Genomic DNA, 17,749 nt, shown 5'->3' with positions numbered 1-17,749 from the left:
CCGGAAGCTAATGGTACCGCCTCCCTGGCTTGAACAGGGGACCTCTGGATCCACAATCCAGCGCTCTAACCAACTGAGCTAAGGCGGCACCGTGTTGGGCGATTTAGCGAACCGGTTGAGGGATTGCAAGAGCAATTAGAGGTCTGTGCGCCAGCTTTGTTCAACCAGATCGACACCGAAAGAATGCACTGGCTTGCTCTCGGTCAGTTGCCATCCGGAAGCGGCATAGAGAGCACAAGCCGCGCGGTGGCTTTCATGGGTCCACAAAACCATTTCGCGATATCCGGCATCCCGCGCAAAGGTCATACACAGCTGCAACATGCGCCGCCCCAGACCCTGCCCGCGGGCCTCGGGCAACAAAAGGAACAGCCGCAATTTGGCCGTATGCGCACCTGCCGACACGCAGAAAATGCTACCCAATCGGTTTCCGTCAGCTTCGGCAATCCATCCGTGTTCCCTGAGCGGATCATGTGAGGCACCGAAATCCTCGAGAATCTGCGCGACCAATGTTCCGAAACTGCCATCGAACCCTTCGGCGCGGGCATAGAGTTCGCCATGCATCCTGACCACCCAAGGGGCGTCTTCCGGTTCGAATCGGCGCAGGACAACATTCCTCATGGCACAATTCAACTCCGGCCCATACTTGCCTTTCAACCCCTCCCGCGCTAGCACCTTGCGGCATCAAGGAGACGGATATGGGCATCAACACCGAACGCGACATCGAAGCCAACCTGCAAATCGGACCGACCGATGCGGGCATGGTCCGAATCTTCATTGAAGCCCAAGGCGTCGAGATTCCGATGGATTTTGATCCAGAAGAAGCCGAGGAAATCGCAGAAGAAATCAGGGCGGCAGCTCAGGCGGCGCTGGCGATCGGCAAGTAACCGGTGTTGTCCGTTCAGGTGTGCACCTGCCCCGGCCCGATCAGTTCGAACCCGGTAATCTCGAATTCGTACATCCCCGACTGGTCTGGTTTTTCGGCGCGGGCAACCAGCTTTCCGTCCCGGTGAAACACCGCATGCGCTGTGTGCAGCGCGCGATAGCACCAGTCACCATCGGGATAGTAATACTTGATCATCACGTCTTGCCCTCCTCTGCCATTGCGGCGTCTAGAATTGCAGCCACGCCCGGGTCTCGCAGCGCCTGCAACCGCCGTGCCGCATGCACCGCGAATTTCTGAACCATGACCTTGCGCCGGGCCGCAGCCAGTTTGTCCTCGGGGGCCATGCGAATAATCTCGGCGTCATAGGCGTCAGCGATGATCAGCCCGGTTTCCGGCGGCAACAAGTCGGTCGGAAACTCCGTATCAACGGCCCAGAAGTATCGATCACACCATTCGAGATATCCCTGCCATTTCCGGTCCGACTGGAAATCCGCCCGGCTAGATTTGCACTCGATGACCCAGATCTCTCCCTTTGGGCCAAGACCCATGACATCGACGCGCAATCCGCGCGCAGGCACGAATTCTTCTATCGAAACGAAGCCATGTCCGCGCAGGTGGCGCGCGACACCGCGCGCAAGTTTCTGTCCGGGTTGCAGATCCAACATGATTTCGCACTGTGAACAATTCGTGAACAAAATGCAAGCGCATCGCAACTTGACATGAAACCTTTTGGTATCATATAAATGACACCAAACGGTATCACATGAGACTGCCATGACTGACACAGACCATACACAACTGGCCTTTCGCGCCCTCGCTGACCCGACCCGACGTGGCATCGTTCAAAAACTCGCCCAAGACGATTTGACGATCGCGCAGTTGACCGAGCAGTTCGACATGACCCGCGCTGCAGTCAAGAAACACCTGACCGTTCTGTCGGATGGCGGATTGATCACCGTTGAAGCCCGCGGCCGTGAACGCATAAACCGAATCAACCCCCAAGGCATGGCGCCCGTCCTCGACTGGCTCTCCTGGTTTGACCAGTTCTGGGACGACCGGCTCTCTGCCCTCAAAACCGCTGTTGAAAGGACTTCAAAATGACCGATACCAACCTGCAAAAAACTATCTATCTGGGCGCAGACCCGGATACGGTCTGGTCCTTTCTGACTGACCCGGACCAGCTTGAAACCTGGTTTCATCGCCCCTCGAAACCGCTGACCCAAGGGGCAAAGATTGAAATGTGCGGCGCGGACGGCAAGACACCCCAGATCTGGGGCGAAGTCCTGGAAGCGCGCCGCCCCGACTTTTTGCGCTACACGTTTTGCGTAAAACCCATGGGTGATACTGTCAGCACCGTGAGCTGGACCCTGACAGCTGTTCCCGGCGGCACGCGGTTGTCGCTTCTGCATGAGGGGCTGCCACAAGGGGCCGAGGCCTTTGGACTGGTGCTTGCCTTGGACAATGGCTGGGACGAGCACTTTGCATCCATGCGCAAGGCAGTCTCGGCGCTTGAGATCGCCTGATCCGCTGGAAACTCGGACGCAACCTCTTGCGCCACCGCGCTGCGCGCCTTATCTAGGCGCGTGGCGGGTTCTGCCCTTCTCGTGACAGGTAGCATTCCGGTGGCCTTAAACAATTCCGAGGGAGCTGGCTCTGTTCGGATCCTGGTCCGATTACCTGGCGCCCACCTGTGCATACAGGTCCTCGGGAATCAAAACCCCACGGTTGATCAGGCGGTCCCGCCACATTTCCCCTGACGCCAAGCTCAGAACGCGTATTTGATTGCCAGCTGGATGCGGTCCGAACTGAACTTGCCCCCATTTCCCTGAGTGCGGTTGCCGGTGTAATATTCGGCCATCAGGGTGGTGTTGCGGAACACCTCATAGAACGCGGAAACATGCACGGAATTCAGCTTGTCGGTGTCGGTGCCGGTGGACTGATCCAGATCCAGCCAAGCGCCGGTAATCGCAAGTTTAAGCTTGTCTGTAACCTGCTGCGAGACCGTCAGACCGGCGGAATTGACGCCCACGGCGCTGCCCCCGATGGACAGGGCGTTTCCGGACAGCCCTGCTGCCAGAATGTCCGCGATACCCGCACCGGTGGTGAAATTCGCCTTGATCCTGCCGCCCTGCCAGAGATTCAGAACGGTCGAGAAGTTTACCCCCCAACCGTCTACCCTGTTGCCGCTGATAACGGCGTCACGCCACAGGCCCGAAACCCGGACCATGCCGTTCTCCAGCCCATAGCGAAGTGCAACGGTATATGCGAGGTCGTCATCATTTCCGATATCGCGTTCGACCGATCCCGACAGCGAGATGTTGTCCCATCCCTTGTAGGTGTATCGCAACTGCGGAACCCTGGCGAATGGAAGCGCCAGCGAGCCCTGAAAGTCGACGGTATCCGCGAGCGTTTCCACCGACATGAAGTTGGTCCAGTTCTGGCCGATCATGACGCCATACCAATCGACATACGCATGTCTAAGGCGCAAGTTGTTGTTGGCGCCGTAAAAGTCACCTTCGAACCGCGCAAACAGATTGTCAGGCCCCCGGACATCAAAGCCGATCCGGGTTTCATTCAGTTGCTGTCGATCAAAGCTGCCAACCGGCCCTCCAGCCGGAAGACCGATATTCTTGATGCCGCTGGTGGTCCGGCCGAGATCATAACCATCGTCCCAGATGAAATCAGCCTTGAGATATCCATAGAGCGTAACGGTGGTGCCATTGCCAAGATCGAGCGTCAGCGGAGATTTCTCTTCCTCTTCGGCTTGCGCAAGCGCCGCAGTCGCTGACAGAGATATCGCTGCAGATACGGCAAGCCCCGCAAAGTTCCGCCATGTGGTCATGTTGGGTCTCCCTCTACCCCGTCCCGTTTCCCGAGCCCTGAATGTCAGGAAAACAGATAACCCGGCCCGGATCGACAGAAAATTCAACCTTGGTCGCGGTTTGAGGGCCTGAAGCGCCAAACCGGCTCAGGCGCCGGCTGTCGTCAAACTCAATCGCGAACGATAAAGACCGAACATTTTGCATGTCGAGCAACGCGGGAGGAATTCGGCCCCTGAATGCGGTCGATCATGTCGGGCTTATGTGCACCGATCACGATCAGGTCGCTCCCGGCCACCTCCGCCGTTTTCAGGATCTCCTGATATGCCGTGCCGGTGGCCACGACGTGCCGGACCGCTGCATTGCGGTCTTCGCCCAGAACTTCGACGCAGACTTCACGCAGCTTCGCCTCGGCATTGGCCACGGCCTCCTGATGGTGGTGCTGTTCGAAGAAGGTCGAAACCCACGCGTCACCATAGTCGGGCAACACGGTCACCACGTCCAGCTGCGCATTGTCCAACTCGGCCAAACGCGCCGCCTGACGCAGCACCCCGACATCGTGACCGCCATTGCTCAAATCGATGGCACAGAGAACAGAATTGCTCATGCGGGTTCTCCTTCAGGTTCACTCTCGCGCCCGGCACGGGCCCGTTGCACGAAGGCCACCAGCGCCAGAAGCAACAGGGCCGGTATGAAGATCAGCTCTTTAGGCGGCTGGCTCGACGGTGCCTGCACCGACGCGATGCGCACCGGATCGTCGGCATAAAAGTCGAAGCTTTCGAGGCTCGAGGAAACAGGGGTGCCGAACATCGGTTCATCCAGCTTAACGACACCGTCCTCCTCGATAAGCAGCAAACCGAAGGCGTCAAGCCTTGCCTGCCCGCCCTGCTCGGGTCCAACCGTCATCACCACGGTGGTATCCTTCGTCGCTCCGGTGTCGAAATCCGGTCCGGTGATCAACATCCTCAGCTCGCCGCCTTCTGCCGCGGTATCCAGCGCCTGCGTCAGTTCAGCCGGCTCGATCTGCACATATGGCGGAGCTATCCGGTTCATGAAGAAATCCGGCCGGAACAGAGCAAAAGCGATCAGGATCAGGGCCACGCTTTCATAGATGCGGCTGCGGGTCACGAAATAACCCATTGTGCCAGCTGTAAAGACAAGGATCGCAATGCCAGCAGATATCGCCACAATGATGCCGCCGACCCAGCCCACATCGATCAACAGCAGATCTGTGTTGAAGATGAAGACAAACGGCAGCGCCACGGTGCGCAGGGAGTAGAAGAAGGCAGTAAAGCCTGTTCGGATTGCATCCCCGCCTGACACGGCGGCGGCGGCAAAGCTGGCCAGCCCCACCGGAGGTGTCACATCGGCCATGATCCCGAAGTAGAACACGAAGAGATGCACGGCAATCAGTGGCACGATCAGCCCGCTCTGCGCACCAAGCTCCACGACCACCCCTGCCATCAGCGAAGAGACAACGATGTAGTTGGCCGTTGTCGGAAGACCCATACCAAGCACCAGAGACAGCAGGCCCACCATGACAAGCATCAGGATCAGGTTGCCGCCCGACAGGAACTCGACCAGATCGGCCATGACCTGCCCTACGCCCGTCAGCGTCACCGTGCCCACGATGACACCGGCCGTAGCGGTGGCCAGAGCGATGCCGATCATGTTGCGCGCGCCGTCAATCAGCCCCTGCCAGAGGTCATGCACACCCTCCATGAAGGTCGTAACCATGTTGCTCTGTCCCCGGAACAGCGCCTTGAGCGGTTTTTGGGTTAGCAGGATGACAAACAGCAGCGCCGTAGCCCAGAAAGCCGACAGGCCCGGAGACTTCTGTTCGATCATCAGGAAATAGACCAGCACGATGATCGGGAGAAGATAATGCAGACCGGCCTTGTAGATCTCGGCCACGACCGGCAGTTCGACTTCCTTGGCGTTGGGATCGTCCGGCACGAGATCTTCAACCCCGGCCGCCAGCCACAACAGCCCGATATAGGCCATGCAGACCAGCACGGACAGCACCAACCCCGAGCCATCCGGCATCAGCGCAGTCACCCATTTGACCGGGAACTGGACGCCATAGCAAAGACCTGCAAACCCGGCAAAGAACAGCGCCATACCGCCGATGGTTCGCCCCATCGACACAACGCGGTTGCCCAGCGTCGGCATGTTCCGCTTCACCGCTTCGAGATGCACGATATAGACCAGAGCAACGTAGGAAATCGCTGCAGGCAGGAACGCGTGGGTGATAACCTCGACATAGGAAATGCCCACATATTCCACCATCAGGAACGCGGCCGCGCCCATGACAGGCGGCATGATCTGGCCGTTGACCGAGGATGCCACTTCGACCGAACCGGCCTGCTCACTGGTAAACCCGACCCGCTTCATTAGCGGGATCGTGAACGTGCCGGTGGTGACCACGTTGGCAATCGACGACCCGGAGATCAGACCGGTGGCGGCCGAACCGACCACGGCTGCCTTTGCAGGCCCACCCTTGAGGTGACCAAGTGCGCCAAAAGCCATCTTGATGAAGTAGTTGCCGGCACCCGCCTTATCGAGAAGCGCTCCGAACAGCACAAAGAGGAAAACAAATTTGGTGGACACACCAAGGGCGATTCCAAACACGCCCTCAGAGGTGATCCACATATGGCTCATCGCCTTTTTCAGCGTCGCGCCCTTCCACCGGATTACGTCGGGCACCCATTCCGATGAGCCGAAAAAGACGTAGGCCAGGAAAATCGTGGCGATGATCGCCATCGCCGGGCCAAGCGCGCGGCGGGCTGCCTCGAACAAAAGGATAAGGCCGACCAGCGCAAACCATTTATCGGTGTTGTCCGCCAATCCTCCGCTATCCACGATCTTCTGATAAAAGATGTATCCATAGAGCGCGATGAAGGTGCCTAGGATCGCCATGATCCAATCCTGGATCGGGATATAGTTGCGCGGGCTGGATTTCAGAGCCGGATAGGCCATGAATGCCAGAAAGATTGCGAAGGCCAGATGGATCTGACGCGAGTTGTTGACCACGCTTCCGGGCAGCAGAACATTGGACAGCGGCGAGGCCAGAACGACCTGAAACACTGACCAGACCACGGCGACGATGGCGAGGAAAACCCCAATCGTGCCCGCTGGATCCCGTGCGCCCGCATCGGAAGAGGCGACAAGTTCCTGTAGTTCTTCTTCGGATAGCGGACGGTTGCCCTGCGTGTCAGAGGCCATGAGGTATCTCCCTGTTGGCCGCTATTGATTGTTTTTGGGAAGGGCGGCCTTGGTTTGCCCGGATCACCGGCCGGGCATGAAACGGGGCGCTGTGCAGCGCCCCGTTCAATGGCGTCAGATCACTTGATCCAGCCTTTTTCCATGTAGTACTTCTTGGCTCCCGGGTGCAGCGGTGCCGACAGACCGTCCTTGACCATTTCTTCCGGGGTCAGGTTGGCAAAGGCAGGGTGCAGTTTCTTGAACGCGTCAAAGTTTTCAAACACTGCGCTGACCAGAACATAGACAGCTTCGTCCGACACGTTTGCCGAGGTCACCAGTGTCGCGCCCACACCAAAGGTTTCGGTGTCTTCGGGGTTGCCACGATAAGTGCCGCCAACAATGCGGGCCTTGCGATAAAAGGTGTTTTCATCGACCAGACGGTCAATACCCGGACCCGACACGCTGACCAGAACCGAGTCACAGGCCGTGGTCGCTTCCTGGATCGAGCCCGAAGGGTGACCAACGGTATAAACCATCGCATCGATCTGGTTGTCACAAAGCGCGGCGGACTGCTCGGCGGCCTTGAGCTCGGTCGCAAGAGCAAACGATTCCATCGTCCATTCCTTGGCGTTCATCACCACTTCCATGGTGCCGCGCTGACCGGATCCCGGGTTGCCGATGTTAACGCGCTTGCCCTTCAGGTCATCGAACGTCGATATGCCGGCATCGGCACGTGCAACCACGGTGAACGGTTCAGGGTGAACCGAGAAAACGGCGCGCAGGTCGGTGAATTTACCCGCGTCCTGAAATTTGGAGCTGCCGTTATAGGCGTGGAACTGCCAGTCAGACTGCGCAACACCGAACTCCAGCTCGCCTTCGCGGATGGTGTTGATGTTGTAGACCGAACCGCCGGTGCTTTCGACCGAGCAGCGTACTCCGTGTTCCTTGCGGCCCTTGTTGACCAGCCGGCAGATCGCGCCGCCTGTCGGATAGTAAACGCCGGTCACACCGCCGGTTCCGATGGTGATAAACTGCTGGTCCTGCGCTGAGGCGGCGCCAGCAAATCCTACGGTAACCGCAGCAGCAACACCGCAGATCAAATTCTTGATTGTCATTAGTTTTGTCTCCCAACTAATTGAGCCGCGCTTTCCGCGCGTGTTCTCGCCTTCGTAGACTTGCCAAAGTTATTTCTGCTGTCACCTGAAAACTAATGTTTTTTTTGCGCGATCCAGTAGGCATTGTTGTCCCGACGGAGATCCTCGTAAGATTTGATTCGCTCGGTGGCCTCGGCCCCACCGAGCCGGACCAGAAGGGCCAGCAGGTTCTCCAGAATGGCCATCGCCCCTGTGTAGCAACCAAAATGATGCGTACTGATCTGGGATGCTACCAGTGTGACGTCTGCGGTAAAATCGGAAGAGATGACGTCCGAGTCGGACAGCATTACCAATTTGACCCCCCTGTTGCGCGCAAACTTGCAGGCTTCGATGGTCTCGCGGGAATAAGGTGTAAAGGTGATAGCGATCATCACATCCCGCTCATTGGCGTGGTTCAGTTCGTCAATGGCGCTGTTCATGTGCCGCGGGATTAATTGCAATGATGGCAGAGCCATGCGCCCCACATAGTGGAAATAGTACGCAAGCGCATAGCTGGCTCTGACGGCGGTAAGGTAGACGTTGCGCGCACCAAGCAACGTGCGAGCCGCATCCTCCATCACGTTTTGCGGTTGTCGCTCCAACGATCGTTGGACAATCGCCAGCGTGTTGACCGAGGCTTCAGCCTGAACCTGCCCCAGCGGCCCGCCATCGCGCAGGTTTTCCACCCAGTCTAACCGCTGCACCATTTCGGTCCCCGAGACCAGCGCATGGCGAAAGGGTTCGCGCAGTTCGTCATAGCCGTCAAAATCCATCTTCTCGGCCATTCGAACCAGCGTGTAGGTGCTTACTCCGCATTTGCGCGCCGTCTCACGGATCGGGTCGAGCCCGAAATCCGAGGGGTTGTCCACGATGTATTTGGCAACCGTTTTCAGGCGCGGCGACAAGGTCGGGATTGCCCGTTTGATCGCTGAAATCGTTTTGGTTTTCAGAGTCGGGTCCATCTCGAATCGGCCTCTCCAAGCGTCGAAAGCTGGAATAACATACGTTATTTTTGCTCCTTGTTGACTGATTTTGTAATTCAGACAATCTGTCTTTCACGGCAAATCGTCGCGAAATCGATCAGGCGACCCGATTGAGACCCTGTGAGCCATCAAGGTTTTCGTCGGTATCAGGCACGGTTCGGAAAAGGTCAGGCCATGAAAAATCGGAACACCATGCCCAAAATCTGCTCTGCCGGGTTTCGGGACACAGCAGTGGAATGCAGGGGCCGCCGACCGCGCGCGACACCTGCGCGAGCCCTGCCCCTTCTCGGCGTTGTCCGAATGACGGAGATCTGACCCATGTGCGCTCCCTTTGTCATGGTTGCTCCGAACGGTGCCCGTCGCCAGAAATCGGATCACCCTTGCCTGCCAGTGACCATCGCCGAGACCGTGGCAACCGCCGCGGCCTGCCACCGGGCGGGCGCAGGTGCACTGCATCTTCATGTTCGGGATGCTGCGGGTGGTCACTCGCTGGATGCCGGGCGCTATCGCGAGGCGTTGGCCGAGTTGGCGCGCGCCCTGCCGGGTATGCGGGTCCAGATCACAACCGAGGCGGCAGGTGTCTACGACGTAACCGACCAACTTGATTGTCTTGATCAGGTGGAACCGGATTGGGCCAGCATCTCGGTACGGGAAATCGCGCGTGCTCCGGATCTTGCCGACCGGGTTTATGGCCTCTGTGCCGACAAGGGAACTGAGGTTCAGCATATCCTATATGATACCGACGACGTTGCCCGATTGCTGGAGTGGCGAAGTCTCGGCATTGTTCGCCCGCAACAGGACAATATTATCTTTGTATCAGGCAGTTATGGCGACGACACCACCACCCCCGAGAATCTGGCCCCCTTTCTCTCCGCCCTGCCCGATGCACGCACCTGGATGCTCTGCGCCTTCGGTCGCCGTGAACATGAATGCCTGCTGCATGCCGCGCAATTTGGCGGAGACCTGCGAGTCGGGTTCGAAAACAGCCTGCTGACCGCTGATGGCCGGCCCCACCGGGACAATGCCGCATCCGTTGCCGCGCTAGTCTCTCAACTCAAAAGGATTGCGTCATGAGCCACGTCTTTCCGCGCCACTGCCACGCCAACTTGCCAATCGCCGTTTCCGGCGACGGCTGTTTTCTGATCGACAGCGACGGAAAACGGTATTTCGACGGTTCGGGCGGGGCTGCCGTTTCCTGCCTTGGACACTCGAACACAAGAGTGGCCGAAGCCATCAAGACGCAGGTGGACCAGCTGGCCTTTGCCCATACCGGCTTTTTTACGACCGACCCCGCCGAGCAGCTTGCGGATCTCCTGATTGCCAACGCACCAGCAGAACTCGACCGGGTCTATTTCGTGTCCGGTGGATCCGAAGCCGTTGAAAGCGCAATCAAACTTGCACGTCAGTATCATATCGAGAACGGAGAACCGCAGCGACGCCACCTGATCGCGCGACGTCAGAGCTATCACGGCAATACCCTTGGCGCTCTGGCCGCTGGCGGCAACGCCTGGCGGCGTGAGCAGTTTTCGCCGCTTTTGACGGAAATGTCCCATATCGCACCCTGCTATGAATATGCAGAACGCAGTGAAGGCGAGAACCTGCATGACTATGGTCAACGCGTGGCGCGGGAGCTCGAAGAGGAAATCCTGCGCTTGGGTCCGGACAAGGTAATGGCCTTCATTGCCGAGCCGGTTGTTGGTGCCACCTTGGGTGCTGTGCCTCCGGTCGAGGGATACTTTGGCCGCATCCGGGAAATCTGCGACAAGTATGGTGTGCTATTGATCCTCGACGAGGTAATGTGTGGCATGGGGCGGACGGGACATCTGTTTGCCTGCGACGCCGAAGAGATCGCGCCGGATATTCTCTGTATCGCCAAGGGGTTGGGCGCGGGGTATCAACCGATTGGCGCGATGCTGTGTTCAAAGTCGATCTACGACAGAATTGCGACTGGTTCCGGGTTCTTCCAGCATGGTCACACGTATATCGGCCATCCGGTCGCCGCCGCTGCGGGTCTGGCCGTCGTCAGGGAAATACTGGAAAATGACCTGCCAGCTCAGGTCCGTTCCCGTGGTCAACACCTGCAGCATCAGCTTGAACTCCGGTTTGGACAGAACCCGCATGTCGGAGACATTCGGGGCCGAGGTTTGTTCTGGGGGCTGGAATTTGTGGTCGACCGGGACAAGAAAACGCCCTTCGATCCCGGGATTGGACTGGCTGGAAAGTTGAAAAAGGCCGCTTTTTCGCAAGGATTGATTTGCTACCCGATGCCCGGCACTCGCGACGGAAAGAATGGCGATCACGTCTTGTTGGCCCCACCCTTCATCGCAAGCGAAGACGAACTGGATCTGGCGCTGGACCGGCTGGAAACCGCAGTCGGACAAGTGCTGGATCAAGCGTTGCGATCAAGCAGCTAGACGCACAGGATCAGCCGGCAAACGCCTCATACTGCCTTTCAGTGAGTTACCGGCGGTGCTTTGGCCTCGTTCCCCGAGACCCCATGCCCTGCGGCGCTTCGGCCTTGGCCAAGACAGGTTTAAACTCGGTTGCGACCGGACTACCGCGCCGCGGTCCGCCTTGTTTCTCGGCCAAGTTCATCACGGCCCATGCAAACTGCACTCCGGCAAAAACGATTCCATTCATGAACCACAAAATGAAAACTGCCAGAAGGCCGGAGTCGGAGCGACCGACTAAGTCCCACAGATTGGCGACGTTGAGCCACAAGAGCAGCGCGACAAAGCCTGCGGCAACCGCGAAACCGATAAGGACCTGGTGAATATAAAGGCGAACTAGCTTTGGCATGATGTTTAGCCCTCCACATTCCAATTGTAGCATGCCTTTGCCCAAAGACAAACCAATACAGCCTTACCTAACGTGACCTGCGACAATACATTCATTTTTTTGAATTATATTCAATATTTCAGATACTTACCCATGAAATCTTACAGATTTTTTTTCGAAAATGTGGTCACATTCGCTGGACCTGACGCGAATTGGCGTCTATCAATGCAGTGTCCTCCTTTTCCGTGAGTGGTGGAGCCAGAGGACATTTTCAAGTTGTATTTCGAGTAATAAGTCCAACGGGTGCCGAGCAATCGGCATCCGTTTTTTCGTTCGCTTAAGACAAGCAGTGTTTGCGAAGCGTCTATTAGAACGCTTCAGGCTTGGCCTCGCGGGCCATATGGTCTAGCACCGCGTTCACAAATTGCGCTTCTTTTCCCTCGGGAAAAAACGCACGGGCAATGTCGACAAATTCCGAGATGACCACTTTCGGCGGGGTTTGGGACTGCTGAAGCTCTGCCCCGGCAGCCCGGAACAGGGCGCGCAATGTCGGGTCGATACGCGAGATCGGCCATTTGGCGACGAGCGCCCGGTCAGTCAACTGGTCAATCGGAGCCTGATAGTTGACCGCATTGTCCACCAGACGGCGGAACATCGATCCGTCGCCCTCGACCATCTCGGCCTCGTCATAGACGGCGCCAAAACGGTGTTCGACAAACTCGTTGACCACCTGTTCGATGGTCTGGCCCGATTGTTCCATCTGAAAAAGAGCCTGCACGGCATAGAGCCGGGCCGCCGATTTCATCTTGCGTTTCTGATTGCCTGAAAGAGGCGCGTCTGACTGGCTCATGCGGAGGTGGATCCGTTGGTGTCCCCGCCCGTGTCTCCGGCGAGGATTATGTTTTCAGAGCGTGGTTTGAACCCCACCCCCTTGGCTTGGGCGCCCCACTTACGCGCGAGCGCAATCAGATGCAAGGCCGCTGCGGCGGCGCCGCCGCCCTTGTTCTGATCCGCGGGATCTGCCCGCACCTCTGCCTGCTTCCGGTTTTCAACCGTCAGGATGCCATTTCCGATGCACAGCCCCTGAAGCCCCATCAGTTGAATGGCCCGGCTGGAATCGTTGCAAACCGTATCGTAGTGGGTGGTCTCTCCGCGGATCACGCAGCCTAGCGCCACATACCCGTCAAAATTGCTACGCCGGTCCGCGATGTTGATAGCCGTAGGAACTTCCAGCGCGCCGGGGACTTCGATCAAGTCCCAGCTGCCGCCGGCGGCCTCGATTTCAGCCTTGGCACCGGCAACCAGATTGTCGGCGATATCCTTGTAGTAGGGTGCCACGACAATCAGCAGTTTTACTGGTTCGTCAAATTCCGGCCGCGGCAGGATGTAATGGCTCTCGGTTCCGGCCATGTCAGTCGTCCTTCAGAATTGGTTGGGTGCCTACGATGCTCAGCCCATAGGCATCGAGACCCAGATACACGGTTTCGGGGGAGTCGGTCAGCAGCACCAACTCATGCAACCCCATTTTGGACAGGATCTGTGCACCAAGGCCGGTTTGCTTGATCGTGCGAACGCCATCTTCGTCACTGGCATAAAGCGAATTGCGCGGCTGACGGAACAGGCAGACGACACCGCGCCCCTCCGCAGCAATTTTCTCCATCGCGCGCGGCAGTTCACGTGGGGATTTGGGCCCTAGTCCGAGCACGTCGGATGCCTCATGCAAGGCGTGCGTTCGGGTCAGGACAGGCTCGGGTGTCGAGATGTCTCCCTTGATCATGACCACATGCTCGATTCCGTGGGTCTGATCGGTAAAGATCCGTTGCTCCCACGCCCCGCCATATTCTGACGTGACGATCTCGCGGGCCGTTTCCACCACAAGATTGTCGTTGCGCGAGCGATAGGAAATCAGGTCAGAGATGGTGCCGATTTTCAACCCGTGACGGGCCGCGAATTCAACAAGATCCGGCAACCGCGCCATGGTGCCGTCATCCTTCATGATTTCGCAGATTACCCCCGAAGGCTTGAGGCCGGCGAGGCGGGAAATATCGACAACGGCCTCGGTATGGCCGGCGCGCACAAGCACCCCGCCCCGCTTGGCCCGCAGCGGAAAGACATGTCCCGGCGTCGCAAGCTGTGCCATCGTATTCTGTTCGTTGATCGCGGTCGCAACCGTCAATGCCCGGTCGCCCGCGGAAATTCCGGTGCTGACGCCTTCGCGGGCTTCGATCGAAACGGTAAAAGCGGTTTCGTGCCGCGAGGAATTGTTCACGGCCATCATCGGCAGGCCAAGCCGGTCGATCCGCTCGGCGGTCATCGGCAGGCAGATCAGCCCGCGACCATGGGTGGCCATGAAATTGATCGCCTCGGCATCGGCAAACTCGGCGGCGATGCATAGATCGCCCTCGTTTTCGCGATCCTCGTGATCGACAAGGATGTACATCCGGCCCGCCCGGGCGTCCTCGATGATCTCTTCGATCGGGCTGATTGCCCCGCGCAACTGGGCCTCGACCGGACCCGGTGTTTCAAAGCTCATGGCTCAGCCTTTCGCAGCAAGCATGTCACCGCCCGCAGATAGACCACGAGCGACACAAAGGCCAGCCCCGACGCGGGGTCCGGCCGCACGGGCACAGTGCAAAACAGGTGTTACATGGTTTCGTGCAACCGCGCCACGTAGCGGGCCAGCGTATCGATCTCGAGGTTCACCTTGTCACCAACCGCCACATCGCCCCAGTTGGTCACTTCCTTGGTGTGCGGAATGAAATTGATTCCAAAAACCTGCCCGTCAACCTCGTTGACCGTCAGCGATGTGCCGTTGAGGGCAACAGACCCCTTGGGGGCGATAAATCGGGCAAGGTCTTGTGGTGCGCGCAGCTTTACCCGAGTGCTGTCCCCTTCCTCCAGAACAGACACGACCTCGGCGACCCCATCCACATGACCCGACACGATGTGACCGCCAAGCTCGTCCCCGACCTTGAGCGCCCGTTCGAGATTGACGCGTGTGCCCTCGGCCCAGTTTCCGAGATTGGTCTTGGACACGGTCTCGGCACTGATCTGAACGTCATACCAGTCATCCCCAAGCGCGATCACCGTCAGGCACACGCCGTCGCTGGCGATCGAAGCACCGAGATCGATCGACGCAGTGTCATATCCGGTCTTGATCCGGGCGCGCAGATCGCCCGCCTGTTCCAGCTCGGTTACCGTTCCGATATCGGTGATGATGCCCGTGAACACGTCGTTAATTCCTTTTTGCCTACCATTTGGCTCGACCGAGCCTGCATCCTGTTCAGGATCCGGTTGAGACCTAGCGGCCCAAGGCGGTGGCGGCAAGACCCGGATCTTGCGGTTCCGCCCAGCCACAGTCATAGTTTCGCCGCGTTCAAATGGGACAATCGCTTTGAACCAATCCGCAAGGAAGGCAACGACATGACCGCACAGGCCCCGGCAAGACGGGTCTTTCTGTTCCTACAGGGCCCACATGGGCCCTTCTTCAACGGGCTCGGCAAAATGCTGCGCGCGGCGGGGGCAGATGTCTGGCGCGTCGGGTTCAATGCCGGAGACCGGGCGTTCTGGTTCCACCCGCCAAGCTACATTCCTTTTCGCGGGACCCCCGAGGAATGGGCAGAGACCTGCCACGAGCTGATCACGCGCAAGTCCGTCACCGACATCGTACTTTACGGCGACACAAGGCCCATCCACGCAAAGGCGGTTGAGGCGGCCCGGGCGCGGGGGCTGACCGTGCACGTGTTCGAGGAAGGGTATATGCGGCCTTATTGGGTCACCTATGAACGCGGCGGTTCGAACGGCAACTCCCGCCTGATGAGCATGTCGATTGAAGAAATGCAAAAGGCGCTGGCCCTGTCCGACATGGAGGCACCGCTGCCACCCGCTCATTGGGGCGATATGCGCCAGCATGTCTTTTATGGTGCCCTCTATCACTGGTTCGTCATGTTCCGGAACGGAGATTACCGCAATTTCCGCCCCCACCGCGACCTGACGGTGGCGCGGGAATTTCAGCTTTACCTCAAGCGGTTGCTGCTGATGCCGGTGCAGGCGATCGATCGACGCGTGGCCACCTGGCGCATTCGCAATGGTGGCTTTCCCTATCACCTCGTCCTGCTGCAACTGGAACATGACAGCTCGTTCCAGATGCACTCTCCATTTGCATCGATCACCGACTTTCTCGCGGAGATCTTTGAGGGTTTCGCTAAAGGCGCTCCGCGGCATCATCATCTGGTCGTAAAGGCGCACCCGCTCGAAGATGGTCGCGCACCGGTTCGACGGGCCGTCAAGCAACTTGCTCAGCAACATGGGCTGGTGGGTCGTGTCCACTATGTCCGGGGCGGCAAGCTCGCACAGCTACTCAATGATGCTCGAAGCGCAGTAACCGTCAATTCCACGGCCGGTCAGCAGGTGCTCTGGCGGGGCATCCCGCTCAAGGTGTTCGGCAGTGCCGTCTATGACAAGCCCGAGTTCGTATCGACCCAGCCTTTGCACGGTTTCTTCTCTGGGGCCGAACGACCTGACAACCGTGCCTACAAGGATTACCGCCGCTTTCTGCTGGAAACCTCGCAGGTCCCCGGCGGTTTCTATTCCAGCCGCGGTCGTCGCACCCTGATGCGTCAGGTCGTGGACATGATGCTGTCGCCCGAAGATCCCTATGATGCGCTGAAATCCGGAACAGCGGCCCCAAGGCAACAGTTGCGACTCGTGAACTAGGCTCTCCTCGGCGCGGGACTAGATTAAAATCCCGGATTCCGATAGCTTGCCAGAAAAAACCTGAGGCAGAACAATAACAGGTCGAGGAGACCGAGCAGTGAAAACCCTATCCGTCCGTTGGGCGAAGCCTGTTGCCGTGCTGGCCATTCTTGGGCTGGCCGCAGCGTGCTCGCTGCCCAAAGTCGGCCCGAACAAGCGCGAAATCTTTGCCGGGTCGGTCCAGAAAGAGGGCGATGCCTTCATCGTTTCGGTAAATGACCGGGTTACTCGAGCAACGGCCGTCGTTCCGGCCCTTGGCTTTTCCCAAAGTTTCAAAACGGCCAACCAGCTGACGTCCGATACGATCCGGCCCGGTGACGTGCTGGGCCTGACAGTCTGGGAAAACGTTGACGATGGCCTGTTGGCAGGCGAAGCAACGAACTCCACCATTCTCGAAGAAGTTCAGGTCGACAGTGCCGGGTATATTTTCGTGCCCTACGCTGGCCGTGTCCGAGCCTCGGGCAACACGCCGAACCAGTTGCGAGAGATAATCACCAAGTCGCTCGAAGAACAGACGCCCGACCCGCAGGTCGAAGTGCGCCGGGTTGCCGGCGATGGGGCGACCGTCAGCCTACTGGGCGCTGTGGGAGCGCAGGGTGTATATCCGATCGAACGCCCGACCCGAACGTTGGCGGCGATGCTGGCCAACGCGGGCGGTGTGACCGTTCCCCCGGATATTGCCGAGATCACCGTCACGCGCGGAAACCAGAAGGGCAAGGTCTGGTTCCAGGATCTCTATGAGAACCCTGCGCTTGATATCGCCCTGCGCGGTGGCGACCAGATCCTCGTCGAAGAAGACACCCGCTCGTTCACCGCGCTTGGCGCGACCTCGACCCAATCCCGTGTGCCCTTTGAATCGCAGGATCTGTCCGCTTTGGAGGCAATCGCACAAGTCGGCGGCCTTCTGTCGCTGTCTTCGGATCCGACAGGCGTGTTCGTGTTCCGCAACGAACCGGCCGAGGTTGCCAACGTGGTCTTGGGCCGTGACGATCTGCAGGGCGCACAACGTATGGTCTATGTTCTGAACCTGACCGAGCCTAACGGGCTGTTTACCGCCCGCGACTTCGTGATCCGCGATAATGACACGCTGTACATAACCGAGGCACCTTATGCGCAGTGGAGCAAAGCCATCTCGCTCATCTCGGGCGGTCTGACACCCTTTGCCAACGTCGCCACCCTGACGGGCGGCTAACC

The 17,749-nt window shown here is 58.6% G+C and carries 20 protein-coding genes and 1 tRNA gene; 7 read left to right on the top strand and 14 right to left on the bottom strand.

Features of this window, described 5'->3' with window-relative positions; all coding sequences use genetic code 11:
• Positions 1 to 11: 11 nt before the first annotated feature.
• Positions 12 to 88, bottom strand: a tRNA-His gene (locus ACP15U_RS05015).
• Between the two features lie 47 nt (positions 89 to 135).
• Complete coding sequence (locus ACP15U_RS05010; protein ID WP_425044041.1) at positions 136 to 618, bottom strand: GNAT family N-acetyltransferase; 483 nt, start codon at positions 616 to 618, stop codon at positions 136 to 138.
• Positions 619 to 695: 77 nt separating this feature from the next.
• On the opposite strand from ACP15U_RS05010, the gene ACP15U_RS05005 reads away from it, so the two are divergent.
• Positions 696 to 884: a DUF6324 family protein gene (locus ACP15U_RS05005; protein ID WP_425044040.1), complete on the top strand. Its 189-nt coding sequence runs from the start codon at positions 696 to 698 to the stop codon at positions 882 to 884.
• A 14-nt stretch (positions 885 to 898) separates the two neighbouring features.
• Here ACP15U_RS05005 and ACP15U_RS05000 read toward each other — a convergent pair whose 3' ends face one another.
• Positions 899 to 1,078: a hypothetical protein gene (locus tag ACP15U_RS05000; protein WP_425044039.1), complete on the bottom strand. Its 180-nt coding sequence runs from the start codon at positions 1,076 to 1,078 to the stop codon at positions 899 to 901.
• Entirely contained in the window at positions 1,078 to 1,548 is a 471-nt protein-coding gene (locus tag ACP15U_RS04995) for an MmcB family DNA repair protein (protein WP_425044038.1), read from the bottom strand. The genes ACP15U_RS05000 and ACP15U_RS04995 overlap by 1 nt, the downstream gene beginning before the upstream one ends.
• A gap of 109 nt (positions 1,549 to 1,657) precedes the next feature.
• Between ACP15U_RS04995 and ACP15U_RS04990 the strand changes: the two genes are divergently transcribed.
• Together ACP15U_RS04990 and ACP15U_RS04985 are read left to right on the top strand one after the other, a co-directional pair.
• Positions 1,658 to 1,984, top strand: a complete 327-nt coding sequence (locus tag ACP15U_RS04990) for an ArsR/SmtB family transcription factor (protein ID WP_425044037.1) — start codon at positions 1,658 to 1,660, stop codon at positions 1,982 to 1,984.
• Positions 1,981 to 2,406 (top strand): SRPBCC family protein, encoded by a 426-nt coding sequence (locus tag ACP15U_RS04985; RefSeq protein ID WP_425044036.1) that lies wholly within the window; start codon positions 1,981 to 1,983, stop codon positions 2,404 to 2,406. Before ACP15U_RS04990 ends, ACP15U_RS04985 begins: the two co-directional genes overlap by 4 nt.
• Positions 2,407 to 2,648: 242 nt before the next feature.
• Here ACP15U_RS04985 and ACP15U_RS04980 read toward each other — a convergent pair whose 3' ends face one another.
• The 5 genes from ACP15U_RS04980 to ACP15U_RS04960 form a co-directional block, all read right to left on the bottom strand.
• Entirely contained in the window at positions 2,649 to 3,725 is a 1,077-nt protein-coding gene (locus tag ACP15U_RS04980; protein ID WP_425044035.1) for a hypothetical protein, read from the bottom strand.
• A gap of 149 nt (positions 3,726 to 3,874) precedes the next feature.
• Entirely contained in the window at positions 3,875 to 4,309 is a 435-nt protein-coding gene (locus ACP15U_RS04975; protein WP_425044034.1) for a universal stress protein, read from the bottom strand.
• The gene (locus ACP15U_RS04970) at positions 4,306 to 6,927 is read right to left on the bottom strand and encodes a TRAP transporter permease (RefSeq protein ID WP_425044033.1); all 2,622 of its coding nucleotides are present in this window, start codon (positions 6,925 to 6,927) and stop codon (positions 4,306 to 4,308) included. Before ACP15U_RS04970 ends, ACP15U_RS04975 begins: the two co-directional genes overlap by 4 nt.
• A 119-nt stretch (positions 6,928 to 7,046) precedes the next feature.
• The gene (locus tag ACP15U_RS04965) at positions 7,047 to 8,021 is read right to left on the bottom strand and encodes a TAXI family TRAP transporter solute-binding subunit (RefSeq protein WP_425044032.1); all 975 of its coding nucleotides are present in this window, start codon (positions 8,019 to 8,021) and stop codon (positions 7,047 to 7,049) included.
• Positions 8,022 to 8,113: 92 nt separating this feature from the next.
• Positions 8,114 to 9,001, bottom strand: a complete 888-nt coding sequence (locus ACP15U_RS04960; protein ID WP_425044031.1) for a MurR/RpiR family transcriptional regulator — start codon at positions 8,999 to 9,001, stop codon at positions 8,114 to 8,116.
• A gap of 339 nt (positions 9,002 to 9,340) precedes the next feature.
• Between ACP15U_RS04960 and ACP15U_RS04955 the strand changes: the two genes are divergently transcribed.
• Entirely contained in the window at positions 9,341 to 10,096 is a 756-nt protein-coding gene (locus ACP15U_RS04955) for a 3-keto-5-aminohexanoate cleavage protein (protein WP_425044030.1), read from the top strand.
• Complete coding sequence (locus ACP15U_RS04950; RefSeq protein ID WP_425044029.1) at positions 10,093 to 11,436, top strand: aspartate aminotransferase family protein; 1,344 nt, start codon at positions 10,093 to 10,095, stop codon at positions 11,434 to 11,436. The genes ACP15U_RS04955 and ACP15U_RS04950 overlap by 4 nt, the downstream gene beginning before the upstream one ends.
• Positions 11,437 to 11,482: 46 nt before the next feature.
• Here ACP15U_RS04950 and ACP15U_RS04945 read toward each other — a convergent pair whose 3' ends face one another.
• The 5 genes from ACP15U_RS04945 to ACP15U_RS04925 all read right to left on the bottom strand — a co-directional run bounded on the left by ACP15U_RS04945 (position 11,483) and on the right by ACP15U_RS04925 (position 15,031).
• Positions 11,483 to 11,821, bottom strand: coding sequence for a hypothetical protein (locus ACP15U_RS04945; protein ID WP_425044028.1), 339 nt, complete (start codon positions 11,819 to 11,821; stop codon positions 11,483 to 11,485).
• Positions 11,822 to 12,167: 346 nt separating this feature from the next.
• A complete protein-coding gene (nusB, locus tag ACP15U_RS04940; protein WP_425044027.1) occupies positions 12,168 to 12,650 on the bottom strand; it encodes a transcription antitermination factor NusB in 483 nt (160 codons plus the stop codon).
• Positions 12,647 to 13,210 (bottom strand): 6,7-dimethyl-8-ribityllumazine synthase, encoded by a 564-nt coding sequence (locus ACP15U_RS04935; RefSeq protein ID WP_425044026.1) that lies wholly within the window; start codon positions 13,208 to 13,210, stop codon positions 12,647 to 12,649. The genes nusB and ACP15U_RS04935 overlap by 4 nt, the downstream gene beginning before the upstream one ends.
• A 1-nt stretch (position 13,211) precedes the next feature.
• Complete coding sequence (ribB, locus tag ACP15U_RS04930) at positions 13,212 to 14,333, bottom strand: 3,4-dihydroxy-2-butanone-4-phosphate synthase (protein WP_425044025.1); 1,122 nt, start codon at positions 14,331 to 14,333, stop codon at positions 13,212 to 13,214.
• 110 nt (positions 14,334 to 14,443) lie between these two features.
• Positions 14,444 to 15,031, bottom strand: coding sequence for a riboflavin synthase (locus ACP15U_RS04925; RefSeq protein ID WP_425044024.1), 588 nt, complete (start codon positions 15,029 to 15,031; stop codon positions 14,444 to 14,446).
• Positions 15,032 to 15,223: 192 nt separating this feature from the next.
• Between ACP15U_RS04925 and ACP15U_RS04920 the strand changes: the two genes are divergently transcribed.
• Positions 15,224 to 16,516, top strand: coding sequence for a capsule biosynthesis protein (locus ACP15U_RS04920; protein ID WP_425044023.1), 1,293 nt, complete (start codon positions 15,224 to 15,226; stop codon positions 16,514 to 16,516).
• A gap of 97 nt (positions 16,517 to 16,613) precedes the next feature.
• Positions 16,614 to 17,747: a polysaccharide biosynthesis/export family protein gene (locus ACP15U_RS04915; protein WP_425044022.1), complete on the top strand. Its 1,134-nt coding sequence runs from the start codon at positions 16,614 to 16,616 to the stop codon at positions 17,745 to 17,747.
• Positions 17,748 to 17,749 lie beyond the last annotated feature (2 nt).

This window comes from Primorskyibacter sp. S87, from assembly GCF_049801055.1.
Taxonomy (GTDB): Bacteria; Pseudomonadota; Alphaproteobacteria; order Rhodobacterales; family Rhodobacteraceae; genus JBNAGF01.
The sequence above is the reverse complement of the archived record's forward strand: the minus strand, read 5'-3'. Positions and strand labels throughout refer to the sequence as shown.

Coding starts and splice junctions, on each gene's coding strand:
- ACP15U_RS04990 (WP_425044037.1), top strand. CDS start 1,658: ATGACTGACACAGACCATACACAACTGGCCTTTCGCGCCCTCGCTGAC.
- ACP15U_RS05010 (WP_425044041.1), bottom strand. CDS start 618: ATGAGGAATGTTGTCCTGCGCCGATTCGAACCGGAAGACGCCCCTTGG.
- ACP15U_RS04995 (WP_425044038.1), bottom strand. CDS start 1,548: ATGTTGGATCTGCAACCCGGACAGAAACTTGCGCGCGGTGTCGCGCGC.
- ACP15U_RS04985 (WP_425044036.1), top strand. CDS start 1,981: ATGACCGATACCAACCTGCAAAAAACTATCTATCTGGGCGCAGACCCG.
- ACP15U_RS04980 (WP_425044035.1), bottom strand. CDS start 3,725: ATGACCACATGGCGGAACTTTGCGGGGCTTGCCGTATCTGCAGCGATA.
- ACP15U_RS05005 (WP_425044040.1), top strand. CDS start 696: ATGGGCATCAACACCGAACGCGACATCGAAGCCAACCTGCAAATCGGA.
- ACP15U_RS04955 (WP_425044030.1), top strand. CDS start 9,341: ATGTGCGCTCCCTTTGTCATGGTTGCTCCGAACGGTGCCCGTCGCCAG.
- ACP15U_RS04970 (WP_425044033.1), bottom strand. CDS start 6,927: ATGGCCTCTGACACGCAGGGCAACCGTCCGCTATCCGAAGAAGAACTA.
- ribB (WP_425044025.1), bottom strand. CDS start 14,333: ATGAGCTTTGAAACACCGGGTCCGGTCGAGGCCCAGTTGCGCGGGGCA.
- ACP15U_RS04935 (WP_425044026.1), bottom strand. CDS start 13,210: ATGGCCGGAACCGAGAGCCATTACATCCTGCCGCGGCCGGAATTTGAC.
- ACP15U_RS04945 (WP_425044028.1), bottom strand. CDS start 11,821: ATGCCAAAGCTAGTTCGCCTTTATATTCACCAGGTCCTTATCGGTTTC.
- ACP15U_RS04975 (WP_425044034.1), bottom strand. CDS start 4,309: ATGAGCAATTCTGTTCTCTGTGCCATCGATTTGAGCAATGGCGGTCAC.
- ACP15U_RS04960 (WP_425044031.1), bottom strand. CDS start 9,001: ATGGACCCGACTCTGAAAACCAAAACGATTTCAGCGATCAAACGGGCA.
- ACP15U_RS04950 (WP_425044029.1), top strand. CDS start 10,093: ATGAGCCACGTCTTTCCGCGCCACTGCCACGCCAACTTGCCAATCGCC.
- ACP15U_RS04965 (WP_425044032.1), bottom strand. CDS start 8,021: ATGACAATCAAGAATTTGATCTGCGGTGTTGCTGCTGCGGTTACCGTA.
- ACP15U_RS05000 (WP_425044039.1), bottom strand. CDS start 1,078: ATGATCAAGTATTACTATCCCGATGGTGACTGGTGCTATCGCGCGCTG.
- ACP15U_RS04920 (WP_425044023.1), top strand. CDS start 15,224: ATGACCGCACAGGCCCCGGCAAGACGGGTCTTTCTGTTCCTACAGGGC.
- nusB (WP_425044027.1), bottom strand. CDS start 12,650: ATGAGCCAGTCAGACGCGCCTCTTTCAGGCAATCAGAAACGCAAGATG.